Source organism: Spirulina sp. 06S082, assembly GCF_034932145.1.
Classification (GTDB): Bacteria; Cyanobacteriota; Cyanobacteriia; order Cyanobacteriales; family Spirulinaceae; genus CCY15215.
Window position 1 is genome coordinate 1 of the sequence record NZ_JAYGHV010000165.1, and the last position, 13,854, is coordinate 13,854.

The 13,854-nt window shown below is 44.6% G+C and carries 15 protein-coding genes; 11 read left to right on the forward strand and 4 right to left on the reverse strand.

What is annotated here, in order from left to right; genetic code table 11:
• Positions 1 to 334 precede the first annotated feature (334 nt).
• On the forward strand, positions 335 to 961 hold the full coding sequence (locus VB714_RS12320; protein ID WP_323224537.1) for a rhomboid family intramembrane serine protease: 627 nt from the start codon (positions 335 to 337) through the stop codon (positions 959 to 961).
• Between the two features lie 42 nt (positions 962 to 1,003).
• Here the strand turns inward: VB714_RS12320 and VB714_RS12325 are convergent, their stop codons facing one another.
• Positions 1,004 to 2,452 carry a 1-acyl-sn-glycerol-3-phosphate acyltransferase gene (locus VB714_RS12325; protein ID WP_323224539.1) on the reverse strand — a complete coding sequence of 483 codons (1,449 nt, stop codon included), beginning with the start codon at positions 2,450 to 2,452 and terminating at the stop codon, positions 1,004 to 1,006.
• A 15-nt stretch (positions 2,453 to 2,467) separates the two neighbouring features.
• Here VB714_RS12325 and VB714_RS12330 point away from each other — a divergent pair, with 15 nt between their 5' ends.
• Both VB714_RS12330 and VB714_RS12335 read left to right on the forward strand, forming a co-directional pair.
• Complete coding sequence (locus VB714_RS12330) at positions 2,468 to 2,599, forward strand: hypothetical protein (protein ID WP_323224541.1); 132 nt, start codon at positions 2,468 to 2,470, stop codon at positions 2,597 to 2,599.
• A gap of 42 nt (positions 2,600 to 2,641) precedes the next feature.
• Positions 2,642 to 3,610 (forward strand): protochlorophyllide reductase, encoded by a 969-nt coding sequence (locus VB714_RS12335; RefSeq protein WP_323224543.1) that lies wholly within the window; start codon positions 2,642 to 2,644, stop codon positions 3,608 to 3,610.
• A gap of 242 nt (positions 3,611 to 3,852) precedes the next feature.
• On the opposite strand, the gene VB714_RS12340 is transcribed toward VB714_RS12335, so the two are convergent.
• Positions 3,853 to 4,536, reverse strand: coding sequence for a Crp/Fnr family transcriptional regulator (locus VB714_RS12340; protein ID WP_323224545.1), 684 nt, complete (start codon positions 4,534 to 4,536; stop codon positions 3,853 to 3,855).
• A gap of 144 nt (positions 4,537 to 4,680) precedes the next feature.
• On the opposite strand from VB714_RS12340, the gene VB714_RS12345 reads away from it, so the two are divergent.
• The 7 genes from VB714_RS12345 (at position 4,681) to VB714_RS12375 (ending at position 11,513) form a co-directional block, all read left to right on the forward strand.
• Positions 4,681 to 5,355, forward strand: a complete 675-nt coding sequence (locus VB714_RS12345) for a HEAT repeat domain-containing protein (protein ID WP_323224547.1) — start codon at positions 4,681 to 4,683, stop codon at positions 5,353 to 5,355.
• A 25-nt stretch (positions 5,356 to 5,380) separates the two neighbouring features.
• A complete protein-coding gene (locus tag VB714_RS12350; RefSeq protein WP_323224550.1) occupies positions 5,381 to 5,968 on the forward strand; it encodes a nucleoside triphosphate pyrophosphatase in 588 nt (195 codons plus the stop codon).
• A 34-nt stretch (positions 5,969 to 6,002) separates the two neighbouring features.
• Entirely contained in the window at positions 6,003 to 6,425 is a 423-nt protein-coding gene (locus tag VB714_RS12355; protein ID WP_323224551.1) for a hypothetical protein, read from the forward strand.
• An 83-nt stretch (positions 6,426 to 6,508) separates the two neighbouring features.
• Entirely contained in the window at positions 6,509 to 8,713 is a 2,205-nt protein-coding gene (locus VB714_RS12360; protein WP_323224552.1) for a hypothetical protein, read from the forward strand.
• 32 nt (positions 8,714 to 8,745) lie between these two features.
• The gene (locus VB714_RS12365) at positions 8,746 to 9,645 is read left to right on the forward strand and encodes a hypothetical protein (protein WP_323224555.1); all 900 of its coding nucleotides are present in this window, start codon (positions 8,746 to 8,748) and stop codon (positions 9,643 to 9,645) included.
• Between the two features lie 60 nt (positions 9,646 to 9,705).
• Positions 9,706 to 10,248, forward strand: coding sequence for a hypothetical protein (locus VB714_RS12370; protein ID WP_323224557.1), 543 nt, complete (start codon positions 9,706 to 9,708; stop codon positions 10,246 to 10,248).
• 974 nt (positions 10,249 to 11,222) lie between these two features.
• On the forward strand, positions 11,223 to 11,513 hold the full coding sequence (locus VB714_RS12375) for an HU family DNA-binding protein (protein WP_323224559.1): 291 nt from the start codon (positions 11,223 to 11,225) through the stop codon (positions 11,511 to 11,513).
• On the opposite strand, the gene VB714_RS12380 is transcribed toward VB714_RS12375, so the two are convergent.
• Complete coding sequence (locus VB714_RS12380) at positions 11,514 to 11,642, reverse strand: hypothetical protein (RefSeq protein ID WP_323224562.1); 129 nt, start codon at positions 11,640 to 11,642, stop codon at positions 11,514 to 11,516. It lies immediately after the preceding gene.
• A 92-nt stretch (positions 11,643 to 11,734) separates the two neighbouring features.
• Here VB714_RS12380 and VB714_RS12385 point away from each other — a divergent pair, with 92 nt between their 5' ends.
• Positions 11,735 to 12,316 carry a hypothetical protein gene (locus tag VB714_RS12385; protein WP_323224563.1) on the forward strand — a complete coding sequence of 194 codons (582 nt, stop codon included), beginning with the start codon at positions 11,735 to 11,737 and terminating at the stop codon, positions 12,314 to 12,316.
• Between the two features lie 123 nt (positions 12,317 to 12,439).
• On the opposite strand, the gene VB714_RS12390 is transcribed toward VB714_RS12385, so the two are convergent.
• Complete coding sequence (locus VB714_RS12390) at positions 12,440 to 13,633, reverse strand: RRXRR domain-containing protein (protein WP_323224565.1); 1,194 nt, start codon at positions 13,631 to 13,633, stop codon at positions 12,440 to 12,442.
• Positions 13,634 to 13,854 lie beyond the last annotated feature (221 nt).

Below are 13,854 nucleotides of genomic sequence, written 5' to 3' on the forward strand. Positions count from 1 at the left end.
GAATTGGTGATTCTCGCCAGATAAAATGTCCGACCAAAAAGAAGTACCTGATAGCAGGGGCGGCATAGTTTATGAAGGAGAAGCCGAAACATAATTAAGTTTTTGGTTGTCTGCTGTCGGGCAGTCAGTGGACGTTAAACAGATGCTTGTGGAGGGGAATCTGGACGGGGTTTCAAGACAGAGATGACTTGAAACTAGACAAACCCAGTGAAGCAAGAATCCCCCGTTATAATCTTTGATTTAACGGGGGAGTGTCAATATTACCTGGGGCTGTATTGCGCTTTATATTGCCGCCCTCGCGATCGCCCCTAAAGCGATCGGTTTCAATAGTTTATTGGGCTTTTTAGCCCCTAGCAATCAAAGTCTCTTTATTTTGGGTTCGACGGGATCTATTCCCATCTTTCAATTCGGTCGTTGGTGGACGGTCTTGAGTTCATCTTGGCTGCACGGCAGCCTGCTCCATATTCTCTTCAATTTGCTCTGGATTCGCCATCTCGCCCCCAGTGTTGCTAAATTCTACGGTGGGAGTCGTTTAACTATTCTTTATGTCGTTGCTGGCATTACTGGAGCCTTACTCACCAGTCTGGCAGCTACGGGTCTAGTTTCCTTACCGCCCATTTTGCAGGGCGCATCCTTCTCCGTCGGGGCATCTGGGGGAGTTTTTGGCTTATTTGGGGCGATGGTGTCCTACGGACAAACCACGAAAGATGGCGAGATTCGGAAAATAGGATTGGTTTATGCGGCGATCGGTTTTGCCTATGGTTTACTCGTTCCCCGAGTCGATAATTGGGGACATTTTGGCGGTTTTATCGGGGGGTATTTGGTGACAAAATTACCGGGTTTTAATCCCCATAAAAAAGAGGGCAACACTCATTTACTGGTCGCGATCGCCTTACTCTTAGCTTCATTTCTCAGTGTTATTGCTTCGGTGATTCACGCTTATCTTTTCATGTCCCTTTAATTATTTTCCCACATCGATAAATTTTTGGGTGCTTTGCAAAGTTCATGTAGAAATCATTTTCTCTAACGCAATTTGTAACTCAGTTGTTAAAGATTTAACTGCTTTTTTGACAGCTTGACGATGTTCCCGAGGAGAATCTTGCTGACAATTCAAGTAAAATTGCGTCACAGAAATAGGCGTACCAATTGTAACTTGTGACTTTCGCCAACCTAAACGAGGACGATGAGGAACTTTTGTTCCTTTAAGACGAGCGATCGCGTCATATATAATCAGTGCAGTTTCGGCAAATCTCTCTATAGTGGGTTTTTCTTGGATATAAGTTCCCGTCACTGCAACAAAACTTTCCACTAATCGCAGATGTCGCATTCGGATTGCTGACTCGTGGGCGATCCAGTCTCCCAGTCCTCGCTGTAGGGGGGATAATGCGTTCGGATCGGTACTATCTTGACAATAAATGCGACACCAACCCGCCTCTTCGAGACGACGACAGCGATCGCTGATATTGCCTTGGGGTTGGAGATGAAAATATTGTTCGCAAACTTGCAATGCTTTCTCTAGTAACACTTGCAGGCGATTCCCTAAAACTGCTTCGGGAGTGTCTCCAGGATGGCGATCGGGGAACTGACAATGGTAATAATCACGATAAAACGCTTCCATTTGGGCGATCGCCGCTTCACCTAAGTTAAACAAGCGTTGCGAGAAGATATCTTTGTGCCTCTCACTCGCAGATGAACCAATACCCTGCACGGCTAAACCGCAATCTGCCTCCAATTGACTTAACAACTTGTCTAGTTTGCGCCAAGGCGGTGTAACATAATAATACTGAATGCCGATGGGAATGATAAAAACTTCCTCACTTCGGTTAGCTTTTTGCAAATCCTCCACACACCAAAAACCCAATTGAGCAGCCCCAGATTTTAGAGGACTCACGATTTCGCTATGACCATTTGTTGCACCTTCCGGGGCGATCGCCATGGGCATTGTGCCATTAATCAACAACTCGCGAACCGTGCGAATTGCCTCTCGCTCCAAAGACTTACCCCGATGGATGGGAACTCCTCCTAAACGCGAGAAAACCCAACCCAGCCAGCGTCCAGCCCACAAAGTCATACCGCGATCGTACAGGAAATGGCTAAAAAAAGGATATTGTAAAGAAATCCCCAGTTTACGAGCAGTTCTTGGTAAAGTTCGAGAGAATAAATACATCATACTCAAGGGATCGTCTACCTCAACATGACGAGCTGCAAATAAAAGGCGAATTTTTCCCCCTTGAAATTGTTGATAAAATTCTGCCAATATCTTCGCGTTAGTGACTTGAATCTGAGAAATGCCTGCGGGTAGCCAAGATCGCAGACGAAAGCGCAGGAAAATAGGTAACATCAACATGACCAATCGCAGCAGGAAAGGATTGACCCGTTGAGGGATAAACTGAAGTTTGGGTTGAGCGCGATACTCTCGAGGAGTGACAGCGCGATCGCGGAGATAAAACAATTTTAAATTTGGATTTTGGATACTTTATCGCAGTCTACACTGTTGATTTTCTTTTTCTGGCGATCGCCAAATCATGTTATCCGCGATCGCGACAAAATATTACAATCCATTCCATCGGAGGATTCGCAGTCAGTACCCATGCGGTAAACTTTCTAAACAGTCAAGGATGGTTAACGGAGTTTCACGAACATGGGAGATATTTGGAAATCAACAGCAATTATCACGGGGGCATCTTCGGGAGTTGGGTTGTATGGGGCAAAAGCACTGGCCGCAAAGGGTTGGTATGTAGTGATGGCCTGTCGGGATGTGGTGAAAGGAGCAAAAGCCGCACAAGATTTGCAAATTCCTGAAGAGAATTATACTGTTATGGAGATCGACCTCGCTTCATTAGATAGCGTGCGTCAGTTTGTCAAAACTTTTCGAGATAGGGGGCGATCGCTAGAAGCACTGGTCTGTAATGCGGCGGTTTATTTGCCCTTACAAAAAGAACCCTTACGCAGTCCCGACGGCTACGAATTAAGCGTAGCAACCAATCATCTCGGGCATTTCTTACTTTGCAACCTCATGTTAGATGATTTGCGGCGATCGCCAGTTCCGACAAAACGCCTCGTTATTTTAGGAACCGTCACTGCAAATAGTAAAGAATTAGGAGGCAAAATTCCCATTCCAGCACCTCCCGATCTCGGCGATTTGCAAGGATTTGAAGCAGGATTCAAAGAACCGATCGCCATGATTAACGGCAAAAAATTCAAATCTGGGAAAGCCTACAAAGATAGTAAGCTCTGCAATATGCTCACCGCAAGGGAATTGCATCGTCGCTATCACAACACAACGGGAATTGTCGTTAGTTCGATTTATCCCGGTTGCGTCGCAGATACGCCATTATTCCGCAATCATTTCTCTCTTTTTCGCACGATTTTCCCCTGGTTTCAGAAGAATATTACCAAAGGTTACGTGACTCAAGAACTCGCAGGAGAACGCCTTGCAGAAGTAGTCGCCGATCGCAACTATAAGCAGTCGGGAGTACATTGGAGTTGGGGAAACCGCCAACAGGAAGGTCGAGAGGCATTTGTTCAGGAACTTTCCGCAGAAGGAAGTGACGATGCAAAAGCCAAGAAAATGTGGGAGTTAAGCGAAAAATTAGTAGGTTTGGCGTAATTTGGTAGGGGCGCAATGCTTGCCATTGGTGTCAACTTAAGGGAACAGAGTCCCAAATTTGCTGAGAGAGAGCATCCTTTTCTCGATGTCGTTTTCTCTCAGCTTTAATCAAACCAAACAACTTAGCACGTTCAGCAAACCCTAAGTACCTAAGCAAAATTAATTGTATACTTTGTGCCAAAATTTATAAGAATTTCTTCGACTTTCTCTTGATGACAGGATTAGAACGATATTGTCCACCATTAAACCCGTCCTGCTAAATGAGTTAATTGTCTGAGATTGACTAAAGATAAACTATGACGTGCTTTATCAATATGAATCCAGCCCTTATCTGCCAGTTTTTCGATAATTTTCTGGGTTTCCTCAATCCTAATATCAGAAATTTGAGCCAGATCGTTATAGGAAATCAAGAGAATTTCTTTCCCTTGGTCGGTAATTTGGCCGTATTGATCGGCGAGGAGAACGAGGGTTTTCGCTAACTTGACTGCAGGAGGGCGATCGCGCAATTGAAAGCGGAGATTGGAATAGCGCAATCGCTGTACCATTAACTGCAACATCCGATGGTGCAATTGAGGATCCTTGAAAAGCGTTTGAATAAAGCGTTGAGCCGAAATACTCAGCAGTTCCACCTTGCACAATGCCACTACATCCGTCGATCGCGGAGATTCGTCTAAAATTGCCATTTCGCCAAAAAAGTCACCGCGTCCCATCACAGCAAGGGTAGCGGCGCTTTCACCCGCCAAACGGCGGACTTTGACCCATCCCGAAACAATAAAATAAACCGCATTGCCCCAAGCATCCTCCATCAAAACCGCCCGTTCTTGGGGGTAAGAATGTTCGACAGCAACAGAAAGCAGCCATTGCAGCGTTTCGGGACTGGCTGTGTTGAAGAGAGGGAAAAGCTCGCTAAACGCTTCAATTTCCATAAACGGGTATCGCTTTGAGAATTGAGTTAAGGGAATGCTGAGGGTGTTCCTGTATCTTAACACTACGGCGATCGCAAGAAGGTTGAGATGCACTCTCTAGGGGACTCAAATTCAAGTTAAAATCAAGAGCAAAAAGAAAATATTATGATTCAACCCGACTTAGAACAAATCGCCTTACAACTAGAGAGTCAAAATTCTCGCGATCGAATGCTGGCACTGGTAAGTTTGCGCCACGTTTCTTCCCATGATGCCCTTCCCCTGATCAAAAAAGTCCTCAACGATGAGGTGTTGCAGGTGCGATCGATGGCGGTATTTGCCCTGGGAGTCAAGCCCACGGAAGAATCTTATGCCATGTTGGTTAAATGCTTGCAAACCGATCCCGATTATGGCATTCGTGCCGATGCTGCGGGGGCATTGGGCTATTTAGAAGATAAACGCGCTTTTGAACCCCTCGTGCGTGCATTTTATGAGGAAACCCAATGGTTAGTGCGTTTTAGCGCCGCCGTTGCTTTAGGAAATATCGGGGATATCCGCGCCCGAAAAGTATTGATAGAAGCCCTCTACAGCCAAGAACCCGTCATGGAACAAGCGGCGATCGCAGCCTTGGGAGAAATTGGCGCAATGGAATCCCTCGATGATATTCTCTCCTTTATCGATTCAGAAGATTGGTTAGTGCGTCAGCGCCTCGCCGAAGCCCTCAGTCACCTCCCCTGCGAGAAAAGTGCTTCAGCCCTTCAGTACCTCGTCAAAGATGACCATTCTCAAGTCCGCGAGGCGGCTTTATTTGCCATCGATCGCCCCATGAATTATGAGTTATGAGTAATCAACAATCAATCATTAAAATATGTCTCCTTCTTTCGTGTTAGCTTCAGCTTCTTCTGCTAGAAAACAACTCTTGCAACAAGTTGGCATTGACGCGATCGCCTGTAAGAGTGATTTTGACGAATCTAGCATTCAGCATGAAGACCCCGAAAAATTAACCAATACTCTGGCGCTATGTAAAGCCCAGATCGTCGCCGAAAAATACCCTCATTCCCTTGTTCTCGGCTGCGACTCGGTGCTATTCGTTGCCGGAGAAATTCACGGTAAACCCGCATCTCCCGCCGAGGCGATCGCCCGTTGGCAACTGATGCGAGGTAAAATCGGGAGACTTTATACCGGACACGCCTTAATTGATAGTAGAACCGGCAAAAAATTGGTGAAATGCGGCATCACAAAAGTTTACTTTGCCGAGATTAGCGATCGCATTATCGCCGCCTACGTCGCCACCGGAGAACCCCTACACTGTGCCGGCGGTTTTGCCATTGACGGACAAGGGGGACTATTTATTACTAAACTTGAAGGCTGTCACAGCAACGTCATTGGTTTAAGCCTACCTTTACTTCACCAAATGCTTAACGAACTCGGTTACGGGATTGTCGATTTTTGGTAAACTCAAGTCAATCAACAGTAAGGGAAATTTGGGTATGGCCGCCAGCGACGAATTTAGAAAACAACTCAAAGCCGGAAATATATTTGATGCGCTCACCTTAGCATTAGGAGAGGCGATCGAACTAGAAATTACTACTTGGGTTTCCTCCGCAGACGATCCGAATATTCTCGCCGTTGATGCCGAAAAACCCGCCCCAGGTCATCGCATGAAAACTCGGATTAACCTCGTCGATGGCGATATTGATAACGAAATCGGTGCAGAATTTATCGGTGATGGACCCTATACCGAATTGAGAGAATTTCATCTCCAACAAGTTAAAGATGGGCGAACGATCATCCAACAAAACTTAGAGAATTTGCAACAAATGTTTGTGATTCTGGCAAGCACTCTCTCTCGTTTGCCAAAAACCTCCCGTCCGCCGATTTTATCCCCTTCTGACGAGAATAAACTCAGATAACCGCTCAGAACTCGTGCATCACAGGACATCGCGCTATTCAGCGAAAATGCGAACGCTAGAAGCCAAAGCAGGGAAAGCAGGTCATGCCATCAAGTCAAGAATTTAGAGAAGCCTTACAAGCAGGGAGGATTCAAGAAGCCTTCACCCTTGCTCTCACAGAGGCTGTAGAGTTAAAAATTACCACTTGGGTATCCTCATCGGAATCGGATACCGATCGCGATCGCGATGTCACTGTGAAGAATGCAGTTTCTCGAAGATCGTTAGACGAGTCAAAACCGGGGCATCGCCTTCGTACCAGTATTAATCTCATGCAGGGAGATATTGAAAACGAAATTGGCGATCGCTTCCTCAATAACAGTGCCTATCACGAATTGTTACGTTTCCACTTTACCCAAGTGGACAAGGGGCAGCAAATCATCGAGCAAAATATTCACAGCCTGCAAAAGATATTTTCCCTCGTTACGTCTCTTAACAATCCTGCTCCAGATTCTTCCCCAGGTTTTTCCTCGGAAGCATTTGCTTTAACGCAAGTGGAAGCAGAAATGCCCAGATCTAACCGAGAATCTCAGTCAGAATCTACAACGGTAGAGATTGCCAAGGAAGCAACCTTAGACGAAACTCCTTTAGAGCCAGAATTCTTTTCTTCTGAGGAGATATCCCCGGAAGAAAGAGAAAGTGGACTCAATGGAGATGTCCTGGAAGGTCTTGTGGAAGCTGAAGCACAAATTCAGCAAAGGCGATCGGATTTTTCTCTTGCTGAAACTGAATTAAATGATGTTTTAGCAGAGGAGTCGCCAGAAATGGCGATCGCGTCATCGGAAGAGGAGTTAGAAGAGGAAATCTCCTCAACGGCTTTTGAAACAGAATTACCTGTCTTTGAAGTGGAAAGCGCGATCGAGTCTCCCCTGTCTGAAAATGAGGCTCAATTCGGCGAAAACCTTGAATTCACTGAAGACTGGCTAGAAGAAGAAACAGAAAACAGTCTCTCGGCTGAAGAACAATCTGAAGAGGAACAATCTGAAACAGAGGAAGTCTCTCAACCCCAAGAAATCTTGCGATCGCCAGAAGAAATTTGGGAAGAAGAAGTTGCTGACAGCCAAACAGAAGCCTTTATTGATACTCTTTTCAGCAGTGATGATTGGATTGAGGAGGAACTGTCTGAGGAAGAACAACAGCCAGAAGCATCACCGGAAGGGCGATCGCCAAACTTACCCCATCTTCCAGAACAATTAGAAATTGAAGGTTGGAATCGAACTTCCAATCTCCGCTTGGGGGAAGAATTGCCAACTCCCGAAGCAGAAGCGGCCTTCATTCCTTCAGACTCGTCTCAATCCGATCTCTTTCAAGGGGACGATCTCGAAGAATTATCCGAATCTGAAGAGGATTTTGATTTGGAAGGGTGGGAATTTTCTTCAGATAGTTCAGACAGTGCAGAAACTATAAATCCAACTGAGGAAGAGAGTCAAATCAGTTTAGCTGCTTTAGAAATTGCTGAATTAGCTGTAGACCCAGAGACGACAGAGGACGATCTCGAAGAAATAGACAATCCTTGGGATACTCCCGAATCTGATGCCGATCTTGTCGCTGAGAAAGAACATCAAGAAGAAAAGGTAGAGAGTCAGGAGGAGGAAGAGGAAGACTGGGAGGATTTTGTTAATGAGGAGGAAGAGGAAGAGGAAGAGGAAGATTGGGGGGATTTTGTCAAATTTGTCGAACAAGACCTGCCAACCCCTCCCCAACCACCGCTAACTGAAAGTTCGCAGCCCAGCCAACCTCAAACTAACAGTCAACCCACCCGTCCAGCAATACCGGAAATCAATCCTTTTGAAACTTCTGGAAATACCGATTGGGGAGAGTGGTTAGATGAGGATACAGAGGAGACAACTGAGAATTCTGGGGAAGACGCGATCGCCGTTGCAGAGGAATGGGATGCAACCTCAGAAACCGATCCCTTTGCTGTTTCCCAGTCCGATACGGAGAGTTATACCTCAATTGTAGAAGAAGATTGGGAAGAGTTTGCCATTGAAGAACTCGAACCCTTTCCTAAGCCGAGATCGCCATCTTTGCCAACCCCTCTCTTAGAAGAAACCTTTGCAACCGCAAGTGTTGATGAAATTTTAGGCGAACCTCCCGAGTTAATCGATAATAGTGTTGGGGACTTTTCCGACAGCGAACTCGATCGCAATTGGGATGAAGAACTATTCGGAGATGAATTTAATTTCGATATTTCTTTATCCGATGAAGCCGATCTATCTTCAGATTTACTCGAACCAAACCACAATACCTAAGCACAAATTTATTACACCATTAGAGAAAAATCATGTTTGATAAACCACAACGTTCTTATAAGACAAAATCGCGATCGAGTTCATCTCGAGAAACAAACACTGTTCCAGGGACAACAAGTTCTCAAAAGGCGATCCAAACAGTAGAAAACACTGCCCTTAGATCGGGGGAAAAAGCAGGAGAAGCCCTGCAAAATTTTGCCCGTTCCATTGGAGAAGTTTTAATTGATATTACTGCCTTAGAAGTGAATACAATGGTGGTAGATCGCATTACAGGAGCGAAATTCATTCCTTGGCAAACCTATTATAGCGTTTATGATATTAACGAAGCAGATCTCCGTCGCCGCGATATTCCTATAGGTGAATGCGATCGCTATTTATCCCTACGCAAGAAATTAGCGGTCGAATATGCGTTAATTGCCTCAGACCCCTCATCTCCCCTTTATGATGAACGAATGCTGGAGATTTTGAGTACGTCCCCAGATCAAATAATCCTCCCTAACCCTCATCCCTCAGACTACGATCGAGAAGGTAAATTAGAAATTCAACGGGTCCAAAAACTGCTTCAAAATGGTAGTTTCATCAGGGCTTTGCGAAAAGTAGGAGAATTAAAAGCCTGTTTGGATAATCAGAAACGCCACGTCGAACGCTTAAAACTGGAACATCCCGATCGCAATTTCAAAGACTTGCATGAGGGGATGAATATGGATATGATTTACGCCCAAACTGTTGTACAGTTGGATGGAGATATGATCAATCGCTATGCCAAAGAAATTTTGGATCATCCCCAGAGAGATTTAATTTTGCAACTCCATCATGAAAGTGTTGCTTCTGGAGAAAAACAATGGCGAGGACTCTTTGAATTTTTCCTCGGTTTAGTCCAACAAGCTGTCTCTCAACGCGAAGGCGGATTTTTTGATTTTCTGCGCCGTTAATCAACTATCAACTATCAACTATTAACTATCAACTATTAACTATTTGCCTCTCGATCGCCAATGGAAAATAGCCTTCATTTGGAACGCTATATTCGCTTTTTGAAGGAACGCAGACCCGATCGCCGAGTTGTTTACCACGGCATTCATTTTCATTTGAATGAAGAGGTTTTAGAACAAATTCAGCAAGCGCGATCGCAGGGGCATTCTCTTTTTGTTAGGCCTAAGTTTATTGCCGATTTGCGCTATTATCTTTTATTTGATGAATATAGTGGTTTAAAATGTGGTATTAATGTTTCCACGCATTATTTTCAGGATAATAGCGAGCAGGCTGTTTTACGCAGTTTGATTGGTCTGGATGGGGACATTTTATATCAAATCGATCGCCGTTATTTGGATCGGCCAGAACTCGCTCTCTCTTTAACTTCAGCACATTATTGGTTAATTGAACAATTATTAGATAAGTTAAGATTAGAAGGAACATTATGGTTGAATTTTTTATCTTGGGGTTTATCTCTATCGGCGATAGTACCGTATCTCTTTGAGCGTTGGCAACAAAATCATTTAGATATATTAACAATGGTCTTCATGAGTTTATCTTCTTAGGTCGTACAAAAAACATTCCGCTATATTTTAAAATTTATAATGAGTCAGGTTTGGCAATTTTTGATCCAACAATTGCTAACATGAGAATTATATAATCGTTACCAATTTAAAAAAGTTATTGTTTGGTTTTTAAGACGCTTGAGATTATAAATTGAGATTATAAAATAAAATGAAATTTGCGGCGATCGCACAGCAATTACCTTCGGAGACGACAAAACCTATCGCTCCTTAGCCGCTCCCAGAAGAATTTCTAAAGGAAAAATTTACCTAGGGTTTGCTTTGTGCCTCAATAGCTGGGATATCGAAGAAATTTACCCATTGAGAGGATGCCCTCAATCGACCTTAAAACAAGACTTTCAAGCCTTGCCACAAGGAGGGAAACCACCCGATATGACCGCCTATTTTGACAAACCCCTACCGTCAAAAATCTCTGTCAATTGCACGCGATCGCAAAAAAAAGCCAAAATTTATCTCAAATCTCCTACTGATAATGCTTTCGTCCTATACAATAGGCTACTAGTCCAGATAGTCCAGATTGGCAAACAATCAATTTAGCGATCGAGTAACCAGTAACCGTCAGAAACCTCAGCCTAAAGGCGTGAGGCTTGAAAGAGAAATCTAGAAAGCTGTTCTGACCAGCCTAAGACCTTCGAGGTCTACGTTATTTGGGTCACGACACCTTGGAATGCGAAGCTAGTTCCTCGCTCTGTCGTTAGCAGTTAAACAATTTTAAGGTCACTGAAATAGTGCTGCTAACCTAACAAGCCCTTTTAACATTGGCGAAGCTAACTTTACCCTAGAAATAGGAGGCTCGAAAGAGCAAAAACACTATGCGTACAGGGCTGTAAGATTTGAAACGGTAACTGTCCCGTTGAAAGTACATTACAAAAGTACACCAAATTAAGCAGCTCCAAGGCGGTAGTGGTAACTGTAAAGCCGTCCTAAAAGGACGGGGTTTCAAACCCATTTTTCTGATGAACAAAGAACAATTAGTCAACAAAATCTCCGAAAAAACAACACACACTAAAAAAGAGACTGACAAAATACTGACGGCAACAGTTCAAACCATTATGGAAACCGTTGCGGAGGGCGAAAAAGTAACGCTGGTTGGATTTGGGACATTTGAGGGTAGAGACAGAAAAGAACGCACTGGACGCAATCCTCAAACCGGTGCTGAAATTCTGATCCCCGCGACTACAGTTCCGGCATTCAGCCCTGGAAAGCTCTTTAAGGAAAAAGTTGCAGGCAAAACACCGGAAGCCTAATCATATTTCCTTTTTCCTTCCTGAAAGGCAGGTGTCCGCGATCGCATTTCCCCCATACAGATTGTCAGTAGTTTGTCTCAGGAGTTTATCCCCGGCGATCGCGGGCTTTATTTTTGCATTAATATTCATAAATTCAGTAACGACTGCGGAACATCATCCCAGGAGCGTGTAGATACCTCCATAATCCATCAGGTGCAAGTAACAACGACAGGAGTAAGATTATGAGCGAGCGCAATTACAACAAGCTCAATCGCGACGAAAACATTGCCCAAATGCAAGGTGAATTACTCGAGGCTATTTTATCTGAGGAGTCCATTTTTCCTTGGAATCCTGCGGATCCTGAAACAGAGAATTATTTAAGCAATATCGAAGGCGTTTTCACTTTAACTGACTGGTCGGAATCAGAAGATATTCTGCCGCGATCGCAAGACTTGTTTGCTCAACTCGATCGCTGTTGGGAAAAATTTCCCACTCGAGAGATAGATTCATCTTTACAAGAAAAATTTGGCGATCGCCTTCCCACAGATTGGCTCGAGACTATTTCTGCAAGAGTGCAAGATTTAACGGAAGCGGGTTTATCCCCCATCGATCGCTTGGTTGAATGCGTTAAGCCTCTTTTGTCTAATTGGGCGATCGAAGATTTACAAGTGTTTGCACGTCCTTTTGCTTATGCTATGCGTGGGAAGGGGTTTGAGGAATCAGAGGTGAAGCAATGGGAAGAACTTTCCGAAGTGGAACGAGCGCGTTATGCCTTAAAAGTTGCTCATTATGCGTTAGAGCGAACCGATCGCGATCGGGGCTAAATTTCAACAATAAAGCGCAGGATTCCCCGCTTGTATGTGAAGCATCAAGCGTGGGAGGAATGCGATACAATCTGACCCCCAATGGGGAGGATTGTATGACTTGGCGTGTAGAAAGAGTTTTGTCTAACTGCATTTTCTTTGCTCCACTAACAATCTCGTACTGCGCTTAATCAAACGAGTTTTCGAGACTGAGAACTGACCGATTCTTTTCCAGTTAATGTCATACAAAGAAACGACTTTATTCGCTTCACTATATCCACCAATCCAGCCTCGATAAGTTTTCTTCCCTTTAACAGCTTCGACATAATCTCCAGAACGAAAACCATAAGAAGTAATCGTTCCTCCTTTTCTTTTTCGATACTGACTGGGATTAGGTTTCTTGGAATCGGGATTCTCAAAGTGCAGTTGACGGCGATAGAGCTTGGGACGGGCAATTACGACAAACGGGCAATCCGTCAATTCGACAGAACCAAACCATTTTCCGCCTCGAATCTTCCGAATCGGGTCAATGAACTTTCGGTATTCGACAAAAGCATAGCAAGCTAATGCAATACCGTCATTGGCATGGGTTTCTGGAGAGATTTTCGATTTGTCCGTTTTGTCTTTTACCAAACCCAAATGCTTTCTCAGAGCCGAAGTTTCCCATCCTTCTTTAGTCGTAACTGGTGCAATTTGGTTTAGCCATTGCACCATGACTTTTTGCCCCACCATCACGGGCGAAAAGCCTTTTCCTGACTTTGCACTTTTGCGTCCGCTCGTTAAATCTACGTCGGCTTTAACGATTTCGTAGACAATTCGAGAAATGGGATAGATTCTTGCCAATTCCTTGACAACTCTTAACTCCAACTCTCGATTGGCACGGATGCTGGGAGGGAGTTTGGCGTTTCGCCGATTGTTAAACCGCTTTTGACGATGGCATCTTTGCTCGAAAGGCAATTTTCGATTGATTCTCCGTCCCCTCCTTGCTCTTCTCAATATCCTTCTTGCTGTCATTTTTTGGGTGACAGATTTGAAGGGAAGTTGAAGGTGTGCTTTGAACAAAGTTGCTTTGGAACTAACAGCCCCAACTCCAGAATATAATTTTCCGGGGTCAATTCCTACTGCGATCTCTTGTGTTTCTTCTCCTGACGGTTCTTGCAGGAGTTGGACGCAGAAAACTCCAAGGTCGTTGTACGCGACTTTTGCTTTTCCTTCCTTCAGCCAGCGTCGAGCGCGACTGGGTTTTGTTGGCATCAATGGTTTGCCTTCTGGTGACAATACTGGAACTCTTCCTCCCCCCTTATTAAGGGGGGGCAGGGGGGGATCGTCCTCTTTCATGGTGATAAACCTCATTGACTGAGTAAATTTCCCTTACCGCATCGCTATCAAGATTTCCTTTCTTAGAGCGCTCTAATCAGAGAGCTTGGAGTTTGTCCAGACTAGGGAAATATCTGGAAGTCCGTGCCAGATAACGACTCGTAGCGGTAGACAAGACTTGCGTTGGAAACTGATTCTTCCAAGCCGCTATTGGACGCTTTGCGTCAATAGCGGTTCTTGAC